At 36.2% G+C, this 22803-nt stretch carries 37 protein-coding genes and 1 tRNA gene; 24 read left to right on the top strand and 14 right to left on the bottom strand.

The annotated features are described in order from the left end of the window. The first annotated feature begins 60 nt into the window (after window positions 1-60). The 3 genes from BUE08_RS00930 to nth all read left to right on the top strand — a co-directional run bounded on the left by BUE08_RS00930 (window position 61) and on the right by nth (window position 3345). Complete coding sequence (locus tag BUE08_RS00930) at window positions 61-1134, top strand: NAD(P)H-dependent flavin oxidoreductase (RefSeq protein ID WP_286680121.1); 1074 nt, start codon at window positions 61-63, stop codon at window positions 1132-1134. Window positions 1135-1200: 66 nt separating this feature from the next. Then, window positions 1201-2622: a S41 family peptidase gene (locus tag BUE08_RS00925; RefSeq protein ID WP_286680120.1), complete on the top strand. Its 1422-nt coding sequence runs from the start codon at window positions 1201-1203 to the stop codon at window positions 2620-2622. Between the two features lie 45 nt (window positions 2623-2667). Next, window positions 2668-3345: an endonuclease III gene (gene nth / locus BUE08_RS00920; RefSeq protein WP_059034323.1), complete on the top strand. Its 678-nt coding sequence runs from the start codon at window positions 2668-2670 to the stop codon at window positions 3343-3345. Here the strand turns inward: nth and BUE08_RS10925 are convergent. After that, window positions 3274-3804: a DUF1405 domain-containing protein gene (locus BUE08_RS10925; RefSeq protein ID WP_353682067.1), complete on the bottom strand. Its 531-nt coding sequence runs from the start codon at window positions 3802-3804 to the stop codon at window positions 3274-3276. The genes nth and BUE08_RS10925 overlap by 72 nt on opposite strands. A gap of 227 nt (window positions 3805-4031) precedes the next feature. Here BUE08_RS10925 and BUE08_RS00910 point away from each other — a divergent pair, with 227 nt between their 5' ends. The 5 genes from BUE08_RS00910 (at window position 4032) to BUE08_RS00890 (ending at window position 7880) form a co-directional block, all read left to right on the top strand. Then, entirely contained in the window at window positions 4032-4475 is a 444-nt protein-coding gene (locus BUE08_RS00910) for an ACT domain-containing protein (RefSeq protein WP_059033755.1), read from the top strand. A gap of 29 nt (window positions 4476-4504) precedes the next feature. Beyond that, window positions 4505-5776, top strand: a complete 1272-nt coding sequence (locus BUE08_RS00905) for a homoserine dehydrogenase (RefSeq protein WP_213951135.1) — start codon at window positions 4505-4507, stop codon at window positions 5774-5776. Next, on the top strand, window positions 5777-6838 hold the full coding sequence (gene thrC / locus BUE08_RS00900) for a threonine synthase (RefSeq protein WP_286680118.1): 1062 nt from the start codon (window positions 5777-5779) through the stop codon (window positions 6836-6838). Between the two features lie 5 nt (window positions 6839-6843). Then, a complete protein-coding gene (gene thrB / locus BUE08_RS00895; protein WP_213951137.1) occupies window positions 6844-7734 on the top strand; it encodes a homoserine kinase in 891 nt (296 codons plus the stop codon). 69 nt (window positions 7735-7803) lie between these two features. Continuing rightward, window positions 7804-7880, top strand: a tRNA-Pro gene (locus BUE08_RS00890). A gap of 40 nt (window positions 7881-7920) precedes the next feature. Here the strand turns inward: BUE08_RS00890 and BUE08_RS00885 are convergent. Beyond that, a complete protein-coding gene (locus BUE08_RS00885) occupies window positions 7921-8223 on the bottom strand; it encodes a site-specific integrase (protein ID WP_502689418.1) in 303 nt (100 codons plus the stop codon). Window positions 8224-8284: 61 nt separating this feature from the next. Next, a complete protein-coding gene (locus tag BUE08_RS00880; protein WP_213996148.1) occupies window positions 8285-9103 on the bottom strand; it encodes a site-specific integrase in 819 nt (272 codons plus the stop codon). A 293-nt stretch (window positions 9104-9396) separates the two neighbouring features. Here BUE08_RS00880 and BUE08_RS00875 point away from each other — a divergent pair, with 293 nt between their 5' ends. Then, window positions 9397-9996, top strand: coding sequence for a sce7726 family protein (locus BUE08_RS00875; protein WP_213996149.1), 600 nt, complete (start codon window positions 9397-9399; stop codon window positions 9994-9996). On the opposite strand, the gene BUE08_RS00870 is transcribed toward BUE08_RS00875, so the two are convergent. From BUE08_RS00870 to BUE08_RS00860, 3 genes are all read right to left on the bottom strand, one after another. After that, entirely contained in the window at window positions 9941-11026 is a 1086-nt protein-coding gene (locus BUE08_RS00870; protein WP_213996150.1) for a beta family protein, read from the bottom strand. The two genes, BUE08_RS00875 and BUE08_RS00870, sit on opposite strands and share 56 nt — an antisense overlap. Window positions 11027-11089: 63 nt before the next feature. Continuing rightward, the gene (locus tag BUE08_RS00865; protein WP_213996151.1) at window positions 11090-11413 is read right to left on the bottom strand and encodes a hypothetical protein; all 324 of its coding nucleotides are present in this window, start codon (window positions 11411-11413) and stop codon (window positions 11090-11092) included. A gap of 27 nt (window positions 11414-11440) precedes the next feature. Further along, on the bottom strand, window positions 11441-11731 hold the full coding sequence (locus BUE08_RS00860; RefSeq protein ID WP_213996152.1) for a hypothetical protein: 291 nt from the start codon (window positions 11729-11731) through the stop codon (window positions 11441-11443). A gap of 85 nt (window positions 11732-11816) precedes the next feature. Here BUE08_RS00860 and BUE08_RS00855 point away from each other — a divergent pair, with 85 nt between their 5' ends. After that, on the top strand, window positions 11817-12020 hold the full coding sequence (locus tag BUE08_RS00855) for a hypothetical protein (RefSeq protein ID WP_213996153.1): 204 nt from the start codon (window positions 11817-11819) through the stop codon (window positions 12018-12020). Here the strand turns inward: BUE08_RS00855 and BUE08_RS00850 are convergent. After that, window positions 11998-12894 (bottom strand): DUF6414 family protein, encoded by an 897-nt coding sequence (locus BUE08_RS00850; protein ID WP_213996154.1) that lies wholly within the window; start codon window positions 12892-12894, stop codon window positions 11998-12000. The genes BUE08_RS00855 and BUE08_RS00850 overlap by 23 nt on opposite strands. Before the next feature lie 21 nt (window positions 12895-12915). Beyond that, window positions 12916-13317, bottom strand: a complete 402-nt coding sequence (locus BUE08_RS00845; RefSeq protein ID WP_213996155.1) for a helix-turn-helix domain-containing protein — start codon at window positions 13315-13317, stop codon at window positions 12916-12918. 171 nt (window positions 13318-13488) lie between these two features. Between BUE08_RS00845 and BUE08_RS00840 the strand changes: the two genes are divergently transcribed. Continuing rightward, window positions 13489-13728: a helix-turn-helix transcriptional regulator gene (locus BUE08_RS00840; RefSeq protein WP_213996156.1), complete on the top strand. Its 240-nt coding sequence runs from the start codon at window positions 13489-13491 to the stop codon at window positions 13726-13728. 14 nt (window positions 13729-13742) lie between these two features. After that, on the top strand, window positions 13743-13892 hold the full coding sequence (locus tag BUE08_RS00835; RefSeq protein WP_213996157.1) for a hypothetical protein: 150 nt from the start codon (window positions 13743-13745) through the stop codon (window positions 13890-13892). A 23-nt stretch (window positions 13893-13915) separates the two neighbouring features. Here BUE08_RS00835 and BUE08_RS00830 read toward each other — a convergent pair whose 3' ends face one another. Next, entirely contained in the window at window positions 13916-14236 is a 321-nt protein-coding gene (locus BUE08_RS00830) for a hypothetical protein (protein WP_286680117.1), read from the bottom strand. Window positions 14237-14498: 262 nt separating this feature from the next. Here BUE08_RS00830 and BUE08_RS00825 point away from each other — a divergent pair, with 262 nt between their 5' ends. After that, window positions 14499-15200: a phage antirepressor gene (locus tag BUE08_RS00825; RefSeq protein ID WP_213996159.1), complete on the top strand. Its 702-nt coding sequence runs from the start codon at window positions 14499-14501 to the stop codon at window positions 15198-15200. 153 nt (window positions 15201-15353) lie between these two features. Here the strand turns inward: BUE08_RS00825 and BUE08_RS00820 are convergent, their stop codons facing one another. Then, window positions 15354-15911: a hypothetical protein gene (locus BUE08_RS00820; RefSeq protein WP_213996160.1), complete on the bottom strand. Its 558-nt coding sequence runs from the start codon at window positions 15909-15911 to the stop codon at window positions 15354-15356. Between the two features lie 195 nt (window positions 15912-16106). Further along, complete coding sequence (locus BUE08_RS00815; protein WP_213996162.1) at window positions 16107-16406, bottom strand: helix-turn-helix domain-containing protein; 300 nt, start codon at window positions 16404-16406, stop codon at window positions 16107-16109. A gap of 193 nt (window positions 16407-16599) precedes the next feature. Here BUE08_RS00815 and BUE08_RS00810 point away from each other — a divergent pair, with 193 nt between their 5' ends. Both BUE08_RS00810 and BUE08_RS00805 read left to right on the top strand, forming a co-directional pair. Then, the gene (locus tag BUE08_RS00810) at window positions 16600-16794 is read left to right on the top strand and encodes a helix-turn-helix transcriptional regulator (protein WP_286680116.1); all 195 of its coding nucleotides are present in this window, start codon (window positions 16600-16602) and stop codon (window positions 16792-16794) included. Between the two features lie 15 nt (window positions 16795-16809). Next, window positions 16810-16980 (top strand): hypothetical protein, encoded by a 171-nt coding sequence (locus tag BUE08_RS00805; protein ID WP_213996164.1) that lies wholly within the window; start codon window positions 16810-16812, stop codon window positions 16978-16980. 32 nt (window positions 16981-17012) lie between these two features. Here BUE08_RS00805 and BUE08_RS00800 read toward each other — a convergent pair whose 3' ends face one another. After that, window positions 17013-17204 carry a hypothetical protein gene (locus tag BUE08_RS00800; RefSeq protein ID WP_213996165.1) on the bottom strand — a complete coding sequence of 64 codons (192 nt, stop codon included), beginning with the start codon at window positions 17202-17204 and terminating at the stop codon, window positions 17013-17015. Window positions 17205-17315: 111 nt separating this feature from the next. Here BUE08_RS00800 and BUE08_RS00795 point away from each other — a divergent pair, with 111 nt between their 5' ends. After that, window positions 17316-17510 (top strand): hypothetical protein, encoded by a 195-nt coding sequence (locus BUE08_RS00795; protein WP_213996166.1) that lies wholly within the window; start codon window positions 17316-17318, stop codon window positions 17508-17510. A gap of 3 nt (window positions 17511-17513) precedes the next feature. Here the strand turns inward: BUE08_RS00795 and BUE08_RS00790 are convergent, their stop codons facing one another. Beyond that, on the bottom strand, window positions 17514-17738 hold the full coding sequence (locus BUE08_RS00790) for a hypothetical protein (protein ID WP_213996167.1): 225 nt from the start codon (window positions 17736-17738) through the stop codon (window positions 17514-17516). Between the two features lie 137 nt (window positions 17739-17875). Here BUE08_RS00790 and BUE08_RS00785 point away from each other — a divergent pair, with 137 nt between their 5' ends. Beyond that, entirely contained in the window at window positions 17876-18364 is a 489-nt protein-coding gene (locus BUE08_RS00785) for a DUF1492 domain-containing protein (protein WP_286680115.1), read from the top strand. Between the two features lie 157 nt (window positions 18365-18521). Here BUE08_RS00785 and BUE08_RS00780 read toward each other — a convergent pair whose 3' ends face one another. Further along, window positions 18522-19139, bottom strand: coding sequence for a DUF4352 domain-containing protein (locus tag BUE08_RS00780; protein WP_213997178.1), 618 nt, complete (start codon window positions 19137-19139; stop codon window positions 18522-18524). Window positions 19140-19345: 206 nt separating this feature from the next. Between BUE08_RS00780 and BUE08_RS00775 the strand changes: the two genes are divergently transcribed. From BUE08_RS00775 to BUE08_RS00745, 7 genes are all read left to right on the top strand, one after another. After that, window positions 19346-19570, top strand: coding sequence for a type II toxin-antitoxin system HicA family toxin (locus tag BUE08_RS00775; RefSeq protein WP_213997182.1), 225 nt, complete (start codon window positions 19346-19348; stop codon window positions 19568-19570). A gap of 76 nt (window positions 19571-19646) precedes the next feature. Further along, window positions 19647-19973: a type II toxin-antitoxin system HicB family antitoxin gene (locus BUE08_RS00770; protein ID WP_286680114.1), complete on the top strand. Its 327-nt coding sequence runs from the start codon at window positions 19647-19649 to the stop codon at window positions 19971-19973. A 90-nt stretch (window positions 19974-20063) separates the two neighbouring features. Continuing rightward, entirely contained in the window at window positions 20064-20441 is a 378-nt protein-coding gene (locus tag BUE08_RS00765) for an HNH endonuclease (protein WP_286680113.1), read from the top strand. A 98-nt stretch (window positions 20442-20539) separates the two neighbouring features. After that, complete coding sequence (locus BUE08_RS00760) at window positions 20540-20701, top strand: hypothetical protein (RefSeq protein WP_213997185.1); 162 nt, start codon at window positions 20540-20542, stop codon at window positions 20699-20701. Continuing rightward, entirely contained in the window at window positions 20686-21006 is a 321-nt protein-coding gene (locus tag BUE08_RS00755) for a P27 family phage terminase small subunit (RefSeq protein ID WP_213997202.1), read from the top strand. Before BUE08_RS00760 ends, BUE08_RS00755 begins: the two co-directional genes overlap by 16 nt. Further along, window positions 20996-21502: a terminase large subunit domain-containing protein gene (locus BUE08_RS00750; RefSeq protein WP_213997187.1), complete on the top strand. Its 507-nt coding sequence runs from the start codon at window positions 20996-20998 to the stop codon at window positions 21500-21502. The genes BUE08_RS00755 and BUE08_RS00750 overlap by 11 nt, the downstream gene beginning before the upstream one ends. Beyond that, window positions 21471-22691 (top strand): terminase TerL endonuclease subunit, encoded by a 1221-nt coding sequence (locus BUE08_RS00745; protein WP_213997188.1) that lies wholly within the window; start codon window positions 21471-21473, stop codon window positions 22689-22691. The genes BUE08_RS00750 and BUE08_RS00745 overlap by 32 nt, the downstream gene beginning before the upstream one ends. The last annotated feature ends 112 nt before the right edge of the window (window positions 22692-22803 follow it).

The raw sequence follows: 22803 nt of genomic DNA, 5'->3' as shown, positions 1-22803 counted from the left end.
GTTATGAGAAATTAATAGTAACTACTAATACTTGATATTATATATTTTAGGAGGTTCCATATGAAATTACCAGAGCTTAAAATAGGCAATCTTGTTGCTAAAGTTCCCATTGTGCAAGGGGGAATGGGAGTTGGCATATCACTTTCTTCTCTTGCCGGAAATGTAGCATTAAACGGAGGAATCGGTGTTATTTCTGCGGTTGAACCCGGGTTTAATGAGCCGGACCATTTTAGAAATAAAAAAGAAGCAAATTTGAGAGCATTAAGGTCATATATACAAAAGGCAAAAGAAATATCCAAGGGTGGAATAATAGGCGTAAATATCATGGTAGTTTTGAACACTTTTGAGGAAATCGTGGTGGAAGCAGTAAAACAAAAAGTCGATATTATATTTTCAGGAGCAGGATTGCCGCTGCGTTTGCCACAATTTACAAAAGGGTCTGATACAAAAATTGTTCCTATTGTCTCTTCTGGACGGGCAGCTTCTGTAATTTGCAAGAGCTGGCATAAACATTATGACGTAGCACCTGATGCAATTGTAGTGGAGGGTCCTAAAGCAGGAGGTCATCTTGGATTTTCGGAAGATGAAATCAATAAACCCGAGTTTCAACTTGAAAACATTTTAAAGGATGTATTAGAGGTAATCGAACCATACGAATTAATTTATAGGCGAAAAATACCGGTAATTGCCGCAGGCGGAGTCTATACCGGTAAGGACATTGCAGATCTAATAAAAATGGGAGCTTCCGGCGTTCAAATGGGGACACGTTTCGTTGCAACATTTGAATGTGATGCTTCAGATAGATTTAAACAAGCATACCTAGATGCTAAATACGAGGATATTCAATTAATACACAGTCCTGTTGGATTAATAGGCAGAGCGATACGAAATCAATTTTTAATTGATGTAGAAGCGGGCAAGAAAAAACCAATAAAATGTATGATTAATTGCTTGAAGCCATGCAATCCGTCTAAAGCCCCATATTGTATAGCAGACGCCCTAATTAACGCCCAGAGGGGAAACTTTGATAAGGGATTTGCCTTTGCGGGGGCAAATGTCTATAGAATCAGCGAAATAGTTCCGGTAAAAAAACTTATGGAAGAGCTTGTATCTGAAGCCGAATTATATTTTTAACATTTTTTACTTTTTTATGTTAAAATATAGACAACTAAAATTTATCCGGAAGAAGGTATTAAGAATATGAAAAAGCACTGCCGGCTGTTGAAAGATACACTTACCATTGTTTTGATAACATTTCTCTCCGTAAACCTCTTACTATGCAGTAGCGCAAAGGCAGCCGAAGAAAAAGTCCCGGATGAGATATATTTTTTAATGCAGATGGAAAATTTTTTAAAGACAAACTACGTGGAAGATGTAAGCGACTTAGACCTTTTAAGAGGAGCTATAAAAGGGATGATTGAATCGCTAGACGACCCATATTCTGAATATTTTACTCCAGAGGAATTTGAAGAGTTTAATGAAGAAGTAAGCGGGAATTTTGGAGGAATAGGAGTTATAATCACTTTAAAGGACAAATATATAACTGTTGTTTCGGTAATAGAAGGAAGCCCGGCTGAAAAAGCGGGTATAAAGCCGGGAGATAAGTTAATTGAAATCGATGGTAGTAATGTAACTGATTTACCTCTTTCAAGTATCTTAGATCGTATAAAAGGCGATAAGGGCACCGTGGTAAACATTGGAGTCATAAGAGGCGAAGACAGACAAGTACTAAGGTTTGAAGTAGAGCGAGATATAATCAAAACAAATCCAATTACTGCCAAAATTTTAGGTCAGGGTATAGGGTATATAAAAATCAGCGAATTTAACGAGAACACCGTTGAAAACCTGGATAAGGCCCTTGATAGTTTCAAAAAAGGTGGGGTATTAGGTATAGTGTTAGATCTTCGCAATAATCCTGGAGGATATCTGGATCAAGCTGTGGAAGTGGCATCACGGTTTGTGCATAAGGGCCCCATAGTTAATATTGTTTCAAAAGACGGTACTATCCAATCATACAATTCTAACTCGCAAGTATCTCCTTACCAGTTAGCGGTGCTTGTCAATGGCGGTTCAGCCAGTGCATCAGAAATATTGGCCGGAGCTATCAAGGATAGGGAAGCCGGGATTTTGGTTGGAGAAAGAACATTTGGCAAAGGAATGGTTCAAAGAACACTGAGCCTTGGAACACTAGGTGGGATAAAACTTACTATAGCTCATTACACTACTCCAAATGGAACAAACATAAATAAAACAGGAATAACTCCAGATATAGTTGTTGAAACAGACAAGACAAACCCGTTAAAAGACTTTGTGCCGTTAAATACTCAAAAAACCTTGAAATATGGAAATATCGGCCTTGATGTGTTGGCAGTTCAACAAAGACTGCAGTTTTTGAACTTGCTAGGCACTACTCCTGACGGCGTATTTGGCCCTAGGACACAGCAAGCAGTAAAGGCACTTCAGAAACAAGCTGGTATTTCTGCTACAGGCGTTGTTGACTCAAAATTTTATTCAGCTCTGAACGATGCTATATATAAAAAAATTGTTTCGCAAGAAGATATTCAGTTAAGAAAAGCAATTGATGTCCTAAAAGAAATGATTAAAAAGAGCAGAGCAGCTTAAATATAATTACTACAGATGAAAAGGAAACTTTTAATGGAAAAAAGCATGAAGTTACATGAAAAAGAGCAAGAACGTATAAATGAAATAATATCAGAATTAAGCAAGCTGTATCCAAATGCAACTACGGCGCTAAATCACAACAATCCCTTTCAATTGCTTATAGCAACGATTTTATCTGCTCAGTGTACTGATGAGCGAGTAAATAAAGTAACAGAAAAACTGTTTAAAAAATATAAGGGACCGGAAGATTTTGCGAAGGCAGACAGGGCTGAATTAGAAAATGATATAAGAGAATGCGGCTTGTTTAAAAACAAGAGCAAAAATATAATAGAAACCTCAAAAATACTTTTGGAAAAGTACAATAAACGAGTCCCTGACACTTTCGACGAGTTAATAAAACTTCCCGGCGTAGGAAGAAAAACTGCTAATGTGATTTTAGCCAACGCTTTTGGTAAACCTGCATTTGCAGTTGATACTCACGTATATAGGCTTGCTCACCGCCTAGGGTTTTCGGATGAAAAAGACATAGTAAAGGTTGAAGAAGATTTAAAAAGAAAAATACCTGAAGATTTGTGGATAAAAGCGCATCACTGGTTGATTTATCATGGCCGCAATGTTTGTCGTGCAAGGAAACCTTTATGCGATAATTGTTCACTTTCTAGTCTGTGTCCGAAGTCTTATGAAACAATAGAAGCTGATAAATGCTGTGAGCAAAACAGCTGATACAAGAGCTACTGTTTGCTGGTTTTCTGCAAAGAGCCAGGGATAGATTCCCAAAGTGTAATCTATAATATCACTTGATATCATGAGAATTACAACAAGAAAAAAGTGTATCTTACTAAAGCTGCACTTGCTTATAAGCAAAAATCCTTCAATAGCCATACCCAGATGGGATAATGTAAGGTGAAAATTAGTAAATGAATAACCTTCACCTGTCAACAAAAAATGAGTGTTTATTACTGCAGCCCAGAGCCCATATTTTATGACCCAGCAAGATGCAAGAAGGGATACAAAGGGGCTGGGCTTCTTTATAATAATAAGCAATAGAGAAAGAGAAAAGAGCGAAGAAGCCGTAGGACTGTCAGGTACAAAAATTCTAAGATATTCTGGAAAAGTCGATAATAACTGTGCTTTGTACCAATAAAAACCATAAATAGAACCAAAAAAGTTTATAAAAAACAATACTAAAAGAAACTTAGATTTTTTATCTTGCAAATTAGGCAACCATATCCCTCCGTATCTTAAATATAATTATAACTATTATATTACACAAAATAAGAGAAATTTGCACCTGCAAGAATGAATTAAAACCAAAAACTTACAGCCTTGTTTTTTGTAAAAAGTTGTGCTATAATGTCTCTCATATATGAATACATGTTTTTACATTGTGAACATCGGGAGGCAGAAACTTGGTCCAAAAAGGCGGCTATTATATCATTAAAGAAGAAATAATGCCGGAAATCTTAAAAAAAACTGTAAAAGCAAAAGAACTTTTAAGAAGCGGCAAAGCTAAGACTGTCAATCAAGCAACTGAAATGGTGGGCATGAGCAGAAGTGCTTTTTACAAGTATAAAGACTATATTTTTCCTTTTTATGAAGCCAGCATGGGCAAGATAGTGACAATTTCTTTACTTTTAGAGCATATACCCGGAATACTCTCGTCAATATTAGATGAAATAGCTAAGGCACATGGCAACATACTTACAATAAATCAAAATATACCCATTCAGAACATGGCAAGCGTCACTATTTCCTTTGAAACCGGCAACATGAACCAAAATATCGAAGAATTACTGGAAATGATTCAGAACAAACAAGGCGTCCAAAAAGTCGACATAATTGCTCAAGGATAGATTAAGGAAAATAGAAGGGAGACAGAGGAGTGGCTCAAATCGGAATTTTAGGTCTTGGTACAGTAGGCACCGGGACGGTAGAACTTATAGAAAAAAATAATGACATAATTGAAAAAAGAATAAAGGAACGCATAGATATAAAAAAAATTCTTGTAAGACAGTCTAATAAAGAAAGACCAATAGCACTCAAGGATAAAATTACCTATAGCTTTGACGATATATTAGATGATGAAGATATTTCAGTAATAGTTGAAGTTATGGGTGGCGAAGAGCCTGCCCTTACTTATATAAGAAAGGCATTAAACAAGGGAAAACATGTGGTTACCGCAAATAAAGAAGTTATTTCAAAACATGGAAATGAATTACTGAAAATTGCAGCCGAAAAAAATGTAAATTTGCTGTTTGAAGCTAGTGTGGGCGGAGGTATACCTATAATAATGCCTTTAAAACAGTGCCTTGCGGCAAATGATATTTTTAAGGTTATGGGCATATTGAACGGCACCACAAATTATATTCTTACTCAAATGACAGAACAAAACAAAGACTTTGACGAAGCTTTAAAAGAGGCGCAAGCAGCCGGATACGCTGAAAGCGATCCTACAAATGATATAAAAGGCTTTGATGCCGCAAGAAAGCTTGCAATACTTTCATCTATAGCATTTAACACCAGGGTGATTCCGGAACAGGTTTATACTGAAGGAATCGATACCGTGACTCATTCGGATGTAATATATGCAGATGAATTAGGAGCTGTTATAAAACTTGTTGCAATTGGCAAGAAGAACGAGGGCAGTATTGAAGTTGCAGTAACTCCCGTGCTCTTGAAAAAAGATCATCCCTTAGCTAGTGTTTCAGGGACATTTAATGCGATCATGGTAGAGGGAGATGCTGTAGGTCCGGTGATGTTTTACGGATTAGGAGCAGGAAAAATGCCAACTGCAAGCGCTGTTGTAAGCGATATTATGGAAGCTGTGCGCAATAAAAATGGAAATAAAATATACTGCACCTGTTATGACAGCCTAAAAGTTTTAACGCCCGGTGAAACGGTTAGCGGATTTTACTTAAGGCTTAAAGCGGTAGATAAGCCTGGTGTGCTCTCGAAAATAGCAGGGGCATTTGGAGAAAATCAAATCAGCTTGTCGAAAGTATTTCAAAAAAATACCATAAATGGAACTGCAGAAATTGTTGTAGTTACATATAGCGTGCCGTTTAAGAATTTCCAAAAGGCTTTAGCTGAAATCAACAAATATGAGCAAATAGTAGAAATAGCAACAGCCATCAGGGTAGAGGGGGAGCTTTAGGTGATACAGAAAATAGGCGTTATCAATAATTATTTTTCATACTTACCGATTACTGATAAAAAAAATATAATTACGCTCAACGAAGGAAATACGCCACTTCTCCGAGCAAAAAATCTAGAGGAGCACTTAGACACAAGAGCAAATATTTATTTAAAATATGAAGGCCTAAATCCTACAGGTTCTTTTAAAGATAGGGGAATGACAGTTGCAGTTTCAAAAGCGGTTGAAGATGGAGCTACTGCTGTAATTTGCGCATCTACAGGCAATACATCTGCTTCGGCTGCGGCATATGCTGCAAAAGCGCGCCTAAAATGCGTAGTGCTTATTCCTAACGGTGCAATAGCTATGGGAAAACTGGCTCAGGCTATTGCATATGGAGCAAAAGTTATTGCTATAAACGGCAACTTTGATGATGCATTGAATATGGTCAGAGAAATTTCTTCCAAAAAACCTATAACAGTTGTAAATTCTATTAATCCTTATCGTATTGAAGGCCAAAAAACCGCCGCCTTTGAAATATGTGACGAACTTGGCAGTGCCCCGGATTACCTTGCTATACCTGTTGGAAATGCAGGAAACATAACAGCTTACTGGAAAGGATTTAAGGAGTATTATCATCTAAAAAAGACTGAAAAACTGCCGAAGATGATGGGTTTTCAGGCAGCAGGCGCAGCGCCAATTGTCGAGAACAGAATAATCGAAAAGCCAGAAACAATTGCTACTGCTATAAGAATAGGAAATCCTGCAAGCTGGAAATATGCAGTAGAAGCTGCTAATGAATCCGGCGGCAAGATACGGAAAGTAACTGATGAAGAAATACTTGAAGCATATAAACTTTTAGCAAGTAAAGAGGGTGTATTTGTAGAGCCGGCTTCAGCAGCCTCCTTTGCGGGCATAATAAAAATGATTAAAGAGAATGAACTAAAAGATGGTGATACAGTAGTTGCCGTGCTTACAGGGCATGGATTGAAGGATCCGGATACTGCAATCAAAAACGGAACCAGCCCAACTGTGATTGAGCCCCGGCTCGATATACTCGAAAATGAAATTTATGGGGAGTGAGAAATGTGATAAAAATACAAGTACCTGCTACAACGGCAAACTTTGGCCCCGGCTTTGATTGCCTAGGAGCATCTCTAGGATTGTATAACTATATAGAAATGGGATTTTCAGATGAGCCGATTGTAGAGGTAAGGGGAGAAGGAAAGGAAGAGATTCCTACTGATGAAACTAACTTGGTTTATCAAGCGGGTCTTAAAGTGCTTGAATTGGCAGGTGTAGATAAACATCTAAAGATAGTTCTTGAAAATAACATTCCTATAGCTAGAGGGCTTGGGAGCAGCGCAGCATGTATAGTAGGTGGTTTGAAAGCTGCTAACCGCCTTGTGGGAGATGCTTTTGATAATATCGAGCTAATACGAATTGCAACACAGATGGAAGGACATCCTGACAATGTGGTTCCAGCAACTTTTGGTGGTTTTTGCTTATCAATGATACATGAAGGTAGAATAATTTATAAAACTTTTCCGATGCCTTTTTGGCTCCAATTTGTGGTTTGCATACCGGAGTTTGAGCTAAAGACCGAAGATGCAAGAAAAATATTACCTAAAGAAATTAAATTTCAAGATGCCGTGTTTAACATCGGTCGTGTTGCGATGTTAGTGGCTGCTATGGCAAGGGGTGACTTTACTGATATGGATATTTTTTGTCAGGACAGGCTCCACCAGCCATATAGAAGCCGCCTGATTCCAGGTATGGATGAAATACTTGCCACAGTAAGATCAAAAGGCGCATATGCAGGCTTTTTAAGCGGCTCAGGCCCTTCAGTTGTATGCCTGAGTTTAAGAGAAAGATCTGATGCCTTAGGCGAACACATGGTAGAAATATTTTCTAAAAATGGTATTAAGTCTTCCTACAAAGTGCTGTCTCCGGATTCTACAGGCGCAAGATTTTTGTAAAAATCAAATTCGCTAAAGGGCTTGAAATTGTCTCTCCTTTGTTTTATAATAGTAAATGCGTGAGGATATCTGGGTGTGGCGCAGTTTGGTAGCGCGCTAGAATGGGGTTCTAGAGGCCGGGGGTTCAAGTCCCCCCACTCAGACCAGTTTAAACAAATACGAAAACAAGACGCAGAGCGGTTTACATTATTCTGCGTCTTTTACTTTGTTAGCAGTTTTAGTGTTTTTGCTAACATTTTTGCTAACAGATTCAATATTCTTATCGAAGATATCGTCCATTTTATTCGCGGCTTCCTGATGAATATTAGGGAGAACATGTGAATATGTATCAAGTGTCATGGATATTGTAGAGTGGCCAAGCCTTTCCTGAACTATTTTTGGATGAACGCCTTGCTCTAATAAAAGCGTAGCATGTGTATGCCGAAGGTCGTGGAATGTTATATCAGGGAGCTTCAATTTGCGTATAATGCTTTTGAAAGTTTGCGATATATAATCTGGCTGAAAAGGCTCGCCGTTATCCCAGCAAATAACATAGCTTTGGTTAATATATTCATTGCCAAAATCTTTTTTGTTTTTTTTCTTGTCTTTCTTTTTCAGCCTTAAGTTCTTCTATCAGAATATCGGGCATTGCTATGGTCCTGATACTGGATCTTGTCTTTGGGTCCTTCTCAAATACTTCGCCATCGGGTGTTTTTACGCGGCTTTTACTTTTAGTTGCAAAGTTTGTATCAGGCCATTTTAAGGCTAAAATTTCGCCTCTGCGCAGGCCACAAGTTACGGTAAGAAGTATTGGAAGATGTATCGGCTTATCTTTTGTGTCCCTCAAGAGTTCTTCAACCTCTTCTGCCGTATATGTTTTAATTTTTGTTTCTGTATCCTTTTTTGGCACTATGATATTTTTGCAAGGGTTATGCTCTATAAATCTTCTTTCTACTGCAAAATTCAAGGCGGCATTGATTATAACTCGGCAATAATCCATATAGCGATGAGATAGTCCTTTTTTATTCATAGCGTTTATAAGGTTTTGAATGTCGCTTGTTTGCAGTTTTGCAAGCTTTATCTGGCCAAGCGCAGGCAAGATATATTTGTCAATCATGATTTTATAGCTGCTGTATGTTCCATGCGATGTGCTTGGCTCTACTTTCTGCTCCAGCCAGTACGACAAAAAATCATCAAAGCTTGCATTTTGCGAATCTGTTAGCAATCCTGCCTTATACTTCTTTATGTATTTCACTGCTCCGATGTTTGCATCGGCTTCGCTTTCAAAACCGGAGAGCCACTTTTGTTTTCTTTTTCCGGTCAGAGGGTCTTTTCCAAGCTCTATTATGGCGGTGAATTTGCTACCTCTCTTGGTTACATACCATTTCAAAGGCATCAGCCCCAAATATATGTTTATTTTTCATTGAAATAAAAATGATTTAATCCTCTTATTTTGCTGTAACTATAGGTTTTCAAAAGATATAAAGTAATATATAATATAACTGTATCATAAAGTAATAAAAATGTTACAAATGGAAAAAGATATTGTTATTTATACTTAGTTGAGTATTAAATAATAGTGAATTCATGATACTTTCATTCCTCATAGGGCTTTATTTGTCTTTGTAAATTTTATAATTTGGCCATAATCATATTTAAATTATTAATTTAAAGGTGTTGATTATGAAGACAAAAGATAGAGATATAAGGGAAGTTCTCCATTTAAATATAGAGGAAACTTTTAAAAACGATTATGATACCATTATAATCGATGAATTAGGTTTATGCCAAGGTGAGTCAAGAATAGATATAGCAGTTATAAATGGTCTTATACATGGTTATGAGATTAAAAGCGAAAGCGATACTCTTGAGCGTCTGCCAAGGCAAATTGAATTTTATAATAGAATATTTGATACTATAACGATAGTATGTGGTAAATGCCATATTGATAAAATCATTAATGAAATCCCTGGATGGTGGGGAGTTGTTATTGCAAAAAATAATAATGACAACAAAGTTGATTTAATCTCAATAAGAGAAAATGGTATAAATAAAAATACTGATCCATATTCAATAGTCCAATTACTTTGGAAAGAAGAAGCATTAGATATACTAATGCAATATGATTTAGATAAAGGCTACCATAACAAATCAAAGAAGATTATATGGGAAAGGCTTGTTGAAAGCCTCCCTATAGGAGAATTAAAATATTTGGTCAGAGAAAAACTCAAAAGCAGATCAAATTGGAGAGCTGGTTTACTACAAATGATATATGATGGTTAGTGCCAATTCTACGCCATATTTCAGCATTACCTGTATTGGCAGAACCCGAAGCGCATTGATAAATATACTCGTCACCCCAACTAAAATTTTGGCCTGCATATTCTTTCATATTTATTAATGCTTTACATAAATCATGTATTTGTCCCCATCCATTTTTTTTCACATTAGTCCCTTTGACTATTACAAAATTATCTTCTGCCGTGTATCTTATATTTGCACTCATCATCATTATTCTTGGATCTATTTCAAGGAGACCTGGGTTGGAAATAGCGTAATCGCTATACCACGGCATACGTTTAATTTTATTTTTATGATCGTAAATGTATTTCCATATATTCCATTCAGAACGTGCGATATATTCCACACTATTAGATTGTACCAAGCTTAAATTTTCAGGAAACGAAGTTGCGCTTAGAATGATTTCTTTCCATTCACCTAAATAGGGTAGCGAATTAATTATATTTATAGTAGATATTATGTTTTTCTTTTCTTCATTTGGAGAAACATATTTTAAATCTAACATTAGATATATATCAGATGGTTTAATATTAATATTTGATAAAAAATTTTTGACATTTATATCAATATCTAATAAATCATCATCAACGATTCTTAGACATATTCCAAGTTTATCTGTTAAATATGCATTGTTGACTTCATTTTGATAATTACTATCTCGATTTAATCCGGTTACTGGTATGACTTTTAAAGCTTTTTTCTTTGCTTCATTGATAATATAAGTCAATGGATTTTGACCATTTTGGAGATTTTTATTTTCGTCTAAAAAGTTAAGGTCTAAAAATAATATGTTGTTTGGAGCTAATGATTTTTGCAATGAATCGCCTATGTTTTCTAAATGCTTGTCGAGTATCTTAGCCGGTGTGTCATTATCATAATCCCATGGGACAGGTACAATTTCTATTAAAGGTAATATTTTTTCTTTAATAGATTCGTTTAAATACTCTAAAGCTTTTTGCTCACCTCTTTTCCATTGCAATATAGGAGTGTAAAAATTATGCTGTTCTAGCATAAACAAGCCTCCTTATAAAATTTATTTTTGTTTCAATCCCTCACAGACATGCTTTAAACTTGTTTAATGCTCTTCCACCACCACATCAGCTTTACTCTCAAACTCATACCTTTGCATATCAAGGCCGACTATGTATCCCATTTTAGGCATATCTATCATGATATGCTTTATTTCATGCATAAAAGTTCTATACTGTGTTTTATAGCTCATATTTCTGTTTATAACGAGGTGATAGCACCCTTTTTTGCTGATATATGTAAAACCTGATACAGATGCAGGCAGATTTCCTATCGTGACTCTTATTCCGAAACAGTGAACTACTTCATAAAATGGGATATTTCCGTCAATTAATGCCCGAAATAGGGGCTCATCAAAGAAATCAAGCATTATGCTGCCCCTTTCTATGCTTGGATGCTAATTTATTCGACGCAAAATAATTTCCTCGTGCTTTGCTACTTCTTCTTCAATGCGATCCAGCTTCTCGCTGTTTTGCTTATATCCGTCAAATAAGGCCGAGAGCTTGTCTGAAATTTGACCGTCTATTTTGGCTTCGACTTTGCCAAGCCTGTTTTCTACTTTGTCCAGCTTGTTTTCGACTTTGCCAAGCTTGTTTTCAACTTTTTCGATTCGGTCATTTACTTGTTTAAAGCCTTTTTGCATTTCGGCATACATCTTTGTCATAAGATCCAGCATTTCATCATCCATATGTATCCTCCTTTACAAAACTCCTTTTCCGCTTGCTGAATTATTTGTTTTAGGATATAATAATAAAAAGTGGGTGGTAAATGTTATGAATAATATAAGACGTAAAATATTCAAAGTGGTTGAGCACGAATTAGATAACATAGCCGAACACCAACACAGTAGAAAAAATAAGGAATCCAAACGCAGTCCTATTTTAGCTAATTTTGATAAAACCTTCTCCAAAAAGCTGAAAGAGCATGATGACTTTATGGCGACTATCAGAAGCTCTATGAAAAGTACCAAGCAATAGGATGCATTACCTTAAAATCATCTTTTATGGATAGAAATTCAAGCGTTTTCAGCAACATCTCATCGAAGACTTTAAATAAATCATCAAGTTCATTGTTAGGTTTAAAATCCATGATACTTTTTAAATCACCCGTAATATATCCTACAATCGTAGATTCGGAGCTGTATTTATATCTAAGGGAAATATAATTTTCTCTTAGATATTTTTTGGTTAAAGGAATTAAAATTTGATTGTGAATGATATATGTGTCTGAAGGAAGTATTTTCGAAATAAAATCAATCATACTTCTAACATCGTCAAACGTTTTTAATTCAGAATCTAACTTATCTTTCATTAGCTTTTCTTTTGCCTTAAATTCATTAGAACGTTTTTGCTGCCTGTTCATATTCTTTATGGCATCATCAAATGCTCCGCTTGTAATACTGGAATAGATTTTGGTGAAGTTTCCATCGATTAAGCTTGTAATAAATGATAGATCAATCATTTTGAAATTCCCGTTTAATATTAAATAGTCGCCAACAACGGGTGACTTATGGCTATCAGAACTAATAAGCCCATTCTTATTAAGATAAGATATTAGGTTATCAAAAGAGTTATCGTGGATAATCTTAGATAAGATTTCTTTACCGGCTTCGGTTTGCGAAATAGTGTTAATCTCTTTAATGTATTCGTTTTCAAAATTGTATTGATACCCAAGAAGGCTTGATAGCCCCATTGATATATTCGATTTGCCTGTAGCAGGCATATCCTCTTCTGTCTTGACTTCAGTCCTGCATCTTTGCTCCTCAAATTTTCTTGAATTCACTAGGCCGTCATCAATTTGCGCCAAGTATGAATTAATCAAATCTGTGTCTAAATATACGAAATGTTTCACTTATATATCCTCCCTTTACATTTAGAGGCTGTCATCTTTTGCTTCTTCATCCTCAATAGCCTTTATTATCCGGATGATTTTCTTGACATCTTCCGGAGACATTTCGCGAGTTTGTTTGAATAGAAGCTGTAAATCCTCACGTTCTCTAAGTTCGTCCCAGAACTCTGCAAGCTCGGGATCGTCTGAAAGGGAGTCGGCTATTTTGGCGGCAGGGGTGGGGGTGTCGGATATACCCATTAACCAATCAAGAGTAACTTGAAAATATTCAGCTATTTTTTTCTTAATTTCATCATCAGGTATACTTTTGTCATTTTCATACATAGAAACCGTTGATTTAACAATACCAAATAATTTACCAAAATCCTCTTGGGTTAAATTATTTTCTAACCTTAATTGTTTTATTCTTTGACCAATGGTTGGCATATTCTATCCCTCAGTTCATAAATCTTAAACTAATTATATCACCCAATTCAAGATAGAAAAATATTATTCAAGAAATTTTAACTTTTTTATTAAAACCCTATTATAGTTCAATTACTTTGAACTATAATAATTGAAAGTTGAAGATACTTGAACAGCAAAGGAGGTATGAACTTGAAAAAGGTCCATAATAAGCTCAAAAAAATAAGAACTGATAAAAACATAACACAAAAGGAAATGGCTTTAAAACTTGGATATAAAGACAAGAGCGGATATTGCCAGTTGAAAAACGGAGACGTTGAAATGACTTTAGAGAAAGCCATTAAGATAAGTCAGATATTAGGTGTAGGGGTAGAAGAAATTTTTTTTGACACAAAAGTTCAAGCATATAGAACAAATGAGCAAATCGCCTGAATAAAGTGAGAAGGATGGACATAAAAGACTTAAAAACAAATTTGGAAATAACTAACTTAAATGAGTTTAAGGAACACATAGAAAAAATGCAGAGATTAATCGAAGAAGCCAACAAGGAAGCTGGTATAATTAAAAGTTTTAAATTTGATGTAAAAGTTGATTAAAATGGGTGCCAATTAATTGGTGTTTATTCGAATAACTTTTTCTCAACCCATTCTGCTGAAGCTTTTTCTAGCATTTCACGCCATGAAGAGAATTTTGTAACAGATTTTATATGCTCATCAAACACATCATCAGGAATGGCTTTGAAATCTTCCTGAGAGTTGACTATGAAATTTCCAGCTTCTAGCAACTCTTCAAAAGATGAAAAGTCGGTATATTTTACCATAAACTCTCTAGTAAAAAGCTCGGCAAAGGAGACGTTGTTCTCACCGTCAAGACGTTTAGCATTCTTCGATAACTTTTTTAGTTCTTTACTGAATTCGTCAAAGCCCTTTATTTTATACATCATATCACCTCAGAAATAATTGGCACCCAATATAATGCTTCGACGCCAAGGAAGCAAATCCTGTAAACAAATCATCTAAAAGGAGGAAAACTACGACCTCTATCTGTACAAATATTATCTCACAAGAATAGTGAGATAGAAAAGAAATATAGTTTTTAAACTATGACTTTATTATACGAGGAGGAAATAAATTGAATGAACTTGCAAGAGTTTTTGATTATCAAGGCTGGAAGGTCAGGATACTAATCAAAGACGGAGAGCCATGGTGGGTGCAAAAGATGTGTGCGATATATTGGAAATAGCAAACAGCAGGGATGTAATAAGTAGGTTGGATGATGATGAAAAGCAGACTATTCAGGGTAAAGAAAGCCTTGTCGGTTTAACCGACGACCCTTTCACAACACAGTTAACAGTAGTAAATGAGTCAGGGCTTTATAACCTAATTATGAGTAGCCGCAAACCGGAAACAAAAGATTTTAAACGCTGGATAACCCATGAAGTAATCCCGCAAATAAGAAAAACCGGAGCATATTCACTGGATCCTCGAAAACTTTTAGCCGCCGCAGTGCCAGAAGCCAATAAAATCATACTAGAGAAAGACAAAAAGATACAAGAGTTATCGCCAAAAGCTGAATTTTACGATGCTGTAGCCGGAAGCAAAAGCGCCATAGACATGGGCGATGTAGCCAAGGTTCTATATGAAGAACTTCATTTAGGCAGGAACAAGCTATTTAAGGTATTGAGGCAAAAAGGAGTCCTTATGGAAGACAACAGGCCTTACCAAGAATATATTGACAGAGGTTATTTCAGGACCATAGAGCAGAAATACACAACGCCGGATGGCACAACACATATAAGTATAAAGACGTTGGTGTATCAGAAAGGGCTGGATTTTATAAGGAAGCTGATAAAAGAAAACAGTGTAAAGGCTCTAAGAAGAATAAATAATGAGCAAATCGCATAGGAGGAGGGGCGAAGGATGTGAATTTATTTGAGCATGTTTTAGACATCTTTTCTGATTTTTGGAGGTACCTTACGCAGGATTGGATAACATTTTTATCGTTTACGTTGGCTTTAATCTCAACAATTTGCAACACCGCATTTTGGATTTTATATCTTATTTCACATTAGGTGGTAGGACCGGATGAAGAAGCAACTTTGTTTTAAACGTTTTCCGGGAGGTTTTTACAATTAGTTTTGCTTTTGTATTGTCTGCTGGAATATTAGTATAAGGGCCAAAAAATAGATTTCCTTCTATTGCACTATAAGGATCGATAGTTATTACAGGCTTAATTAAATCAGCAACTGATATTGTTGATGTTTTTGTGACAGGTACAATCCTACTGCAAGAAGATGAGCTATCAAGACAAACAGGTTCAAACCCATCTATTTCCAAAATTATCTCCAGCAATGTTATGGGTTTTTCTGAATTATTGGTAGCTCTTGCCCAAATGTAAAACGTGAATTTTGTAGTGTCTTCTAATGGCTGGCCATAGGCATCCATATGTCCATAATCAGTTATATATCCGATTAGCATTTTTCCACGTTCACCCGAAGGGAAATAAAAATTAAGGCTCGGTAGTTCTTGTAAAAAACGCCAGAAATGCATAATTAGTGCCGCAAAGCCTGTTATTGAACCAAAGACACTAAGCCAAAAAGTAAAACTTTCATACATCTTTATTCACCCAATTATTTAGTTATATCAAGGAAACTATAGCAACAAATATATTATCTAAAAGCTCTTTTTGGCTAAATCCTTGCAACGAAAAGTTTTGCGAGGAGTATGGATTATTAATTTAAATTTCACCGGTGCCAATTCTTTATCAGTTTTAGACATGCTCATTGCCTCCTCCGCAAGCAGCAACATAGTTTACTTCATAGCTTTAATGAAATCTGTAAGTTTTTCTATCTGCTCAGGAGTTAGGTCTTTAACTTCTTGCAACAGTCGGGTAATTTCTGGAGGCATTGCCGAATCTTCATCGGAGAAGAATTCCGCCAAGGTGATATCAAGTGCATCACAGATTTTTTGGAGGGTTTGAAGGGACGGCATGTTGACATTACGCTCAATATTGCTTAAATGTTCGCGAGTTAAGCCAACTTTATTTGCCAGAGCTGTAATTGTAATGTTTCTAGATGTTCTCAATTCCTTAAGCCTTGCACCGATATCCATTAACAATCCTCCACATGATATCTAAAGATATACTTTACATTAATTATAAATAACAAATTTCAAAATATCAAGATAGAGCAAGAAATAGGAAGAAAAATTAAGATAACTTAGTATAATTGTGAAGTATCACTTTATGATAAGATTGATTAATGTGAAGTTAAATATTACAATAAAATCAGGCGGGGGTGATAAAGTGCTAAAAATAAAAGATGCAAGAGAAGCGGCAAGATTAACTCAGAAAGAACTTGCAGAAAAAGTGGATGTTTCGAGGGAATATATTTCGGCAATAGAAAACGGACATTATAATCCATCTCTAAATTTGCTCAAAAAGATAGCCAAGGCCCTAAATACCAATATTAAAGACTTAATTGAGGAAGAGTCCGCATAGAAGGGGGGAAAAATTATGAAGTATTTTTTCATGGTAGACAGTAAAGACAATGGACACTTATTAGTAGCCGCAGATAAACAAGAAGCTACAAATATTATAGAAAATGCAGGATTGGAAATTGCAGATTTATACGAGTTGGAGCCTGATACTTTCAAACAGCCTGGATTTTTAATTTCTGAAAGGTAGCCTCCTGGGCTAAAAGCAGGAGGCTAGAGGTACTACTTACCAGACTTGTTCTTAGTCGGATCTGCTAAGTCGTAAGTCTGATTAGGTTTATCGGTAGGTGGCAATGGTTCATTCTTGACAGCTGTAATCTCTTTACCAGTATGACCGCCTTTTGGACCGATAACCTCATATTGACCGGATTTTGGAGCTTTTTGACCAGGCTTTAAACCTTTATCCTTACTCATAATTTCACCTCCTCTCCAAGTACATTTTACCACTCAAGCGGAAGACAAGAATACGGAAAGTAAGGATAAAACAGGGATAATGAATTTAATAGTGGAAGGAGGTGAAGCAAAATGCAGCAGATGTTTGTTTATGAGCCGACAAATATATTTATCCTTGTAGATTCGGATAAAAACAGAAGTGCCGAAGATGTAATCAAAGCCTTAGATACGGTCATTGGCGCAATGAAAGGCTTAAATCTCACGATTGGAGAAGTTTATACTTTTATAGACATACTTCTAACTGATTTGTATGAAAATAAAATTTAAGCCTTAATCATCTAAAGGCTCGCTGTATACAGTACCGTTCTTACCTACAACAAGTTGACAATCTTGTTTCTCGCATTTAGGATAGCCGGTACAAAAGGTTGAAAGCAGTTTCTTACCAGGTATTAAACTACCCAATGTTTGAATTTTGGCATATGTGAGTTCTTGATAAACACTTTCATTAATTGCAGAACAGGTAACAGTACGACTAAAAGTTATTTTATCACTCATGATTTTTATCCCCATAATTATTGGAATTTGAAGCGGATATATCAATTACGCCATGTTCTGATTCCCACTGCTTGATATACTGCTCGATTAAAAATTCGATATGAGTTGGCCGAGGTTTAAGAGGGAGCGACAAGTATATGAAGCTTGGTCCTGATTGGGCAGTTAGAACGCTTGAACATTTTCTATACAACTATTTTGATGAATTAAGGCAGTTGCAGGAGATGAAAAATGATATTATTGATGCTTCGCCAATACAGAGCGAATTTGTAGACGGCAAAACGAGAAAACCCGGAGATCCAACCGCTGCCAAGGGAGTTAAGCTAGCATCAAATAGGGATATAATAAAAAAAGAAAGATGGCTGAAGGTTGTTAAAGACGTTTTAAAATATGCCGAGGCATATGATAAAGCTTATGGCACAAAATATTCAATGCTGATAAATAAAAAATACTTTGACGAGCTTGGAGAAGAGCAAATATGCAATGAACTAAATATAGACCGCAGCACTTTTTATGCCTGGAAAAAAGAAATATTGAGCATGGGAATCAATTTGGCAGCAGCAATGGGCTTGGTCAGATATGAAGATTTTTTGAAAAAGTCTAAGACTTACAACAGTAAAATAGGGTGATATAATATATAATAGTTAAATATGAAATACACGAGAGCCCAGAAAGGAGGGACCTGGGCTCTATTATTCTGGCACGTCTTGTCAAACAATGATGATGAAGTCCTATTTAATCGAGATACTACTAACAAATAAACTTATTACTTGAATACTTAAATAATTACTTGTTATCTATCTTCCATACGATTTTACTATCAGATATGGCATTCGGCTTAAATTCTATTTCGAGAACCTTCCAGCCTTTAGGCAATTGATAACCCAGGCAGCCACTTAACTTCTTGCCAGGAGATATAGTGCCGTCCATTGTCGTAGTACCTTTTTTTGCACTCTGTGCCATCAAATCTTCGTTTATAGCTGAGTCATCCACATAAGCATTAAAACTTAAAATTGAGCTGACACTTATGTCATTTTTTGAGTCATTTTCTATCGTCATATTGACCAATACGAATTCTTTACCTTCATCAGGTTTATTGAATTCATCACCTGCGGGTTTTTCAATGCTGGTTATAATAGCTTTTACACCATTTAATTCAGCAATTTCGCCTACTTTAAAATATTGCGGCGTTTCTTCTTCTTGCTTAGTATCTGCCGTTTTATCGTTGCTCGTTTGTTCTCCAGTCTGTTGTACACTATTGGATTGTGTGCTACTAAGAGTAGCAACTTTTTGCGGCTGCTCATTATTTCCACCGGAGCCCGCTGCTATAAATATAAATAGTATTACTATTATGGCCCAGAACCACCAACGTTTAAAAATGGATTTTTTAGGTTTATCTGTCATATTACACCCTCCTAACATATTTTTAATTTGTAATTTAATTATATCACATGATTCTCACAATTTACAATGTAGATAATCCGTAGGAATGCAATCAATTCAGTAATAGTATCGTGAAGATATGACATACTTATCAATATTTTACAAGAGCAAAAATCCTCTTGACATATAGTATTATATATGATACTATACAATCAGGAGGTGAAAAGATGGCAGGAGTAGAGAAAATCATCAAAAAAATGCATGCACAGACTAATGGGATACGCTTTGAAGAAGCAGCTAAAGTACTGGAGCATTACGGTTACATACTCGAAAGGAAGAAAGGCTCGCACAGGCACTTCAGAAACAAAGAAGGAGATGTAATAACAATAAAAGAGGAAAACCCATTGAAGGCTGTGTATGTAAAAGATATATTGAACAGAATAGGGAGATAAATTCTCCCTATACAATAACTACTTACTCCTGCCTTAATAAATGGAAAAGGATATAAAAAAAGATGTTAATTATTATATGAGCCTGCCATATACCTATGTAATACAGCAAATTACAGACGAAAGCGGGACTTACTATTATGCGAGGATATTGGAATTGGACGGTTGCCAAAGCACAGGGGATACTTTTGAAGATGCATATGAAAGCATTAAAGAAGCTATGGAAGGATGGCTGGAGGTAAAGCTACAGCATGGTGATCCGATTCCTGAGCCTATTGGAGACGAATCTTTCAGCGGAAAGTTTGTGATCCGGCTTCCTAAGAGCTTGCATAAGAAGCTTGTTGTAGAGGCTAAAAAAGAGGGTGTATCGCTCAATCAATATGCTTTATATAAATTGAGTAAATAAAGGCTTAGCGAGTAAATAAAAACATAAATGAAATAATAGAGAAATAAATCTTAGAGCCGTAAGGCTCTTTTTTATATAGGTGATACTATGGTGCTGAGAAAAACATGCCCAAGATGTGGGGCGATTATAGAAATGGCGCAAACCTATTGTGAGCAGTGCCAGCAGGAAGCTGATAAGCAGAAGCAAGAGCGGCAAATAAGATATGATACAGAAATAAGGTACAAGCGAGACAAGAAATATCATGATTTCTATAATAGTCTTGAATGGGAGAAAGTAAGGCAGGCAGCAGTAGCAAGAGACCATGCTTTATGTCAGGATTGCCTAAAGCAACATAGGATAAAGCCTTACGACACAGTGCATCATATAGAACCAATCAAAGATAATTGGGGTAAGAGATTAGACTTGAATAATCTTATATGTTTATGTGAGAGCTGCCATCAGGAAAGACATAAACAGCTAAAGGGGTAGGGGGGCATAAAAAAGTTTCCAAAATGCTAGGAGACCGGCGAGCGCAGTCTCGCTTGCAAAAAATTCCCGAAACGGGCATGCAAAGGGGGTGGAGGCGTATGGCAAGACCTTCAAAAAGTGTCAAAACAATGAGCAAGAATCTTACAAAGGAAGAGAAAGCAACAAGAATAGAGGTAGAAGAAAGACTCAAAGGATCATCTGATAAAATTCTACCGCCTCGACACCTGAATACAAAGCAAAAAAAATTTTCAAGAACATAGTCAATGAACTTGAAGAAAGCAAGATACTCGGCAACCTTGACATTTATATTTTAGCTCAAGCGGCAATATCCATTGAAAGACTTCAAAGCATTGAAACCACTATAAACAAAGATAATTCAAAAATGTTTGATAGAAATGTTTTAGCCGCTAAAGAAAAATATACAAAAGATTTCTTTAGATGTTGCAATGAACTAAGCTTATCTCCCCAGTCAAGAGCTAAGCTGGGTAATATTGCTTTGCAAACAAAGCAGCAGCAGGAAGACCCGCTCCTAAAAGTACTGGTTGGTGGCAAGAATGCTAATTGAAAACGCAAAAAGATATGCGATAGACGTTGTAAGCGGCAAAGAAATAACGACAAATGAAGTCAAAAAGCAATGCGAGTGGTTTCTTGAAGATGTGCAAAAACAAGAAGACATAAGCTTTCCATACTATTTAGACGAGGACGAATTAATCAAGGTTGAAGGTATACTGAGCCTTATAAATTTTGCTACAGGACTCAACGTGATAGGCTCGCCTGTTTTATATGGCCTTTGGGACTTCCAAGCTTTTTTTATTGCTAATATATTCGGATGGCGGTTCAAAGAAGACAATAAAAAGTTTCGGTATCGTGACGTGACATTATATATAGCTCGCAAGAACGCTAAAACATTCATTTGCGCTTTAGTAATAATAATTCTGATGCTTACTGAAGATAAATACAGTGAGTTTTATTCAATATGTTTGGACAGGGACCTTGCAGGCGAAGTAAGAAAAGCCATGACGCAGCTTATTGAGGCCAGCCCTGCTATCAATATATTTTAAACTGTCTACAACATTAAGCGGCAAGATAGTTTGCAAACTTACTAATAGTTTTTATCAGGCGAGGACGGCAGAGGCAAGCAGGAACAATGCTATCCGTCCATCTGCTTTCATAGCTGATGAAATAGCCGCTTTTAGAGATTACCATAATATTAACGCCATGAAGTCAGGCCAATTAAACGTTAAAAACCCGCTCCGGTTTAAACTTACGACAGCATATCCCGAACGTGATAGCATAATGCTTGAAGAACTTGACTATATACGCAAAGTATATGATGGCGTTGTTGATGATGACAGGATGTTTGCCTTACTGTATTATGCAGAAGAGGGACATGAGTGGGATGATATTGGCATCATGCAGGCCAATCCTCTTAGAATAGAAGAAAATTATCAAGAGATAAGAGACAATCGGAAAGCGGCGTTGGAGAAGCCTTCCGAAAGAATAGAGTACCTAACAAAGCATATGAATGTGTTCGTTACTCAAACACATGAAGAGAAATACATTGACTTTGAATATTGGAAGAAATGCGAAGCGGCCGAAATAAGTTTTGAAGGTAAAGAGGTGGTAGTTGGCGTAAACCTTTCCATATCCACAGATTTAACAGCAGTTTCGATTATGAGCAAAGAAAATGGATTTTACTATTTATCTTCTCATGGTTTTTTGCCGGAAGACAGCTTAGACGGTAGGCGTGAAAAATTTGATTACAGGCAGGCCGCCAAACGTGGCGAATGCACTATAACAGATGGCATGATCGTCAACTACACTCAAGTTGAAGAGTATATCAGGTCTATCGAAGAAAAGTATAAATGCAAGATAAAATGTATTGTGTCAGACCCATTTAACGCTTTACAAATGATGGAGAGTTTATCAAAAGACTATGAAGTGATACTCTTGAAACAGACGTATGGGAATTTAAGCCCGGCAATTAAGCAGTTTAGAGACGATGTATATACCGGCAAGATAAAATATGAAAAGAACAAACTGCTCGACTGGTGCCTGAGCAATGCGACAACCATAAAAGGCAAGACTACAGACGATATACTTCTTGCTAAGGAAAATAAGAATAAAACGAGGATTGACCTTGTAATGGCCAGCATATTCTGCTATACGCAGCCATATTTGCAAAATGATACTATCGACATTAGCAAATACGCAACTAACGAGTTCCTTTCAAAATTGTGGGGTGTTTGAATGCGGAAATTTCTCATTGATTATATTGAAGACATATTAATTTTGAGTGGTTTGGCAATTATTGTTGCAACCACTTTTTTTATTTCTAAAATGGCCGGTTTATATTCTCTTG

Origin of the sequence: Tepidanaerobacter sp. EBM-49 (assembly GCF_001896645.1) — a bacterium.
GTDB lineage: Bacteria > Bacillota > Thermosediminibacteria > Thermosediminibacterales > Tepidanaerobacteraceae > Tepidanaerobacter > Tepidanaerobacter syntrophicus.
This window is presented reverse-complemented; position numbering and strand designations above follow the sequence as displayed.

What these genes read in the sequence shown, in the direction of transcription:
- BUE08_RS00835 (WP_213996157.1), top strand. Translation starts at nt 13,743, where the DNA reads ATGGACATAAAAGACTTAAAAACAAATTTGGAAATAACTAACTTAAAT.
- BUE08_RS00860 (WP_213996152.1), bottom strand. Translation starts at nt 11,731, where the DNA reads ATGGATGATGAAATGCTGGATCTTATGACAAAGATGTATGCCGAAATG.
- BUE08_RS00795 (WP_213996166.1), top strand. Translation starts at nt 17,316, where the DNA reads ATGCAGCAGATGTTTGTTTATGAGCCGACAAATATATTTATCCTTGTA.
- BUE08_RS00780 (WP_213997178.1), bottom strand. Translation starts at nt 19,139, where the DNA reads ATGACAGATAAACCTAAAAAATCCATTTTTAAACGTTGGTGGTTCTGG.
- BUE08_RS00800 (WP_213996165.1), bottom strand. Translation starts at nt 17,204, where the DNA reads ATGAGTAAGGATAAAGGTTTAAAGCCTGGTCAAAAAGCTCCAAAATCC.
- BUE08_RS00815 (WP_213996162.1), bottom strand. Translation starts at nt 16,406, where the DNA reads ATGGATATCGGTGCAAGGCTTAAGGAATTGAGAACATCTAGAAACATT.
- BUE08_RS00825 (WP_213996159.1), top strand. Translation starts at nt 14,499, where the DNA reads ATGGTGGGTGCAAAAGATGTGTGCGATATATTGGAAATAGCAAACAGC.
- BUE08_RS00930 (WP_286680121.1), top strand. Translation starts at nt 61, where the DNA reads ATGAAATTACCAGAGCTTAAAATAGGCAATCTTGTTGCTAAAGTTCCC.
- BUE08_RS00865 (WP_213996151.1), bottom strand. Translation starts at nt 11,413, where the DNA reads ATGCTTGATTTCTTTGATGAGCCCCTATTTCGGGCATTAATTGACGGA.
- BUE08_RS00820 (WP_213996160.1), bottom strand. Translation starts at nt 15,911, where the DNA reads ATGTATGAAAGTTTTACTTTTTGGCTTAGTGTCTTTGGTTCAATAACA.
- BUE08_RS00830 (WP_286680117.1), bottom strand. Translation starts at nt 14,236, where the DNA reads ATGTATAAAATAAAGGGCTTTGACGAATTCAGTAAAGAACTAAAAAAG.
- BUE08_RS00875 (WP_213996149.1), top strand. Translation starts at nt 9,397, where the DNA reads ATGAAGACAAAAGATAGAGATATAAGGGAAGTTCTCCATTTAAATATA.
- BUE08_RS00760 (WP_213997185.1), top strand. Translation starts at nt 20,540, where the DNA reads ATGGCAAGACCTTCAAAAAGTGTCAAAACAATGAGCAAGAATCTTACA.
- BUE08_RS00855 (WP_213996153.1), top strand. Translation starts at nt 11,817, where the DNA reads ATGAATAATATAAGACGTAAAATATTCAAAGTGGTTGAGCACGAATTA.
- nth (WP_059034323.1), top strand. Translation starts at nt 2,668, where the DNA reads ATGAAGTTACATGAAAAAGAGCAAGAACGTATAAATGAAATAATATCA.
- BUE08_RS00925 (WP_286680120.1), top strand. Translation starts at nt 1,201, where the DNA reads ATGAAAAAGCACTGCCGGCTGTTGAAAGATACACTTACCATTGTTTTG.
- BUE08_RS00775 (WP_213997182.1), top strand. Translation starts at nt 19,346, where the DNA reads ATGGCAGGAGTAGAGAAAATCATCAAAAAAATGCATGCACAGACTAAT.
- BUE08_RS00770 (WP_286680114.1), top strand. Translation starts at nt 19,647, where the DNA reads ATGAGCCTGCCATATACCTATGTAATACAGCAAATTACAGACGAAAGC.
- BUE08_RS00845 (WP_213996155.1), bottom strand. Translation starts at nt 13,317, where the DNA reads ATGCCAACCATTGGTCAAAGAATAAAACAATTAAGGTTAGAAAATAAT.
- BUE08_RS00805 (WP_213996164.1), top strand. Translation starts at nt 16,810, where the DNA reads ATGAAGTATTTTTTCATGGTAGACAGTAAAGACAATGGACACTTATTA.
- BUE08_RS00750 (WP_213997187.1), top strand. Translation starts at nt 20,996, where the DNA reads ATGCTAATTGAAAACGCAAAAAGATATGCGATAGACGTTGTAAGCGGC.
- BUE08_RS00785 (WP_286680115.1), top strand. Translation starts at nt 17,876, where the DNA reads ATGAAGCTTGGTCCTGATTGGGCAGTTAGAACGCTTGAACATTTTCTA.
- BUE08_RS00870 (WP_213996150.1), bottom strand. Translation starts at nt 11,026, where the DNA reads ATGCTAGAACAGCATAATTTTTACACTCCTATATTGCAATGGAAAAGA.
- BUE08_RS00790 (WP_213996167.1), bottom strand. Translation starts at nt 17,738, where the DNA reads ATGAGTGATAAAATAACTTTTAGTCGTACTGTTACCTGTTCTGCAATT.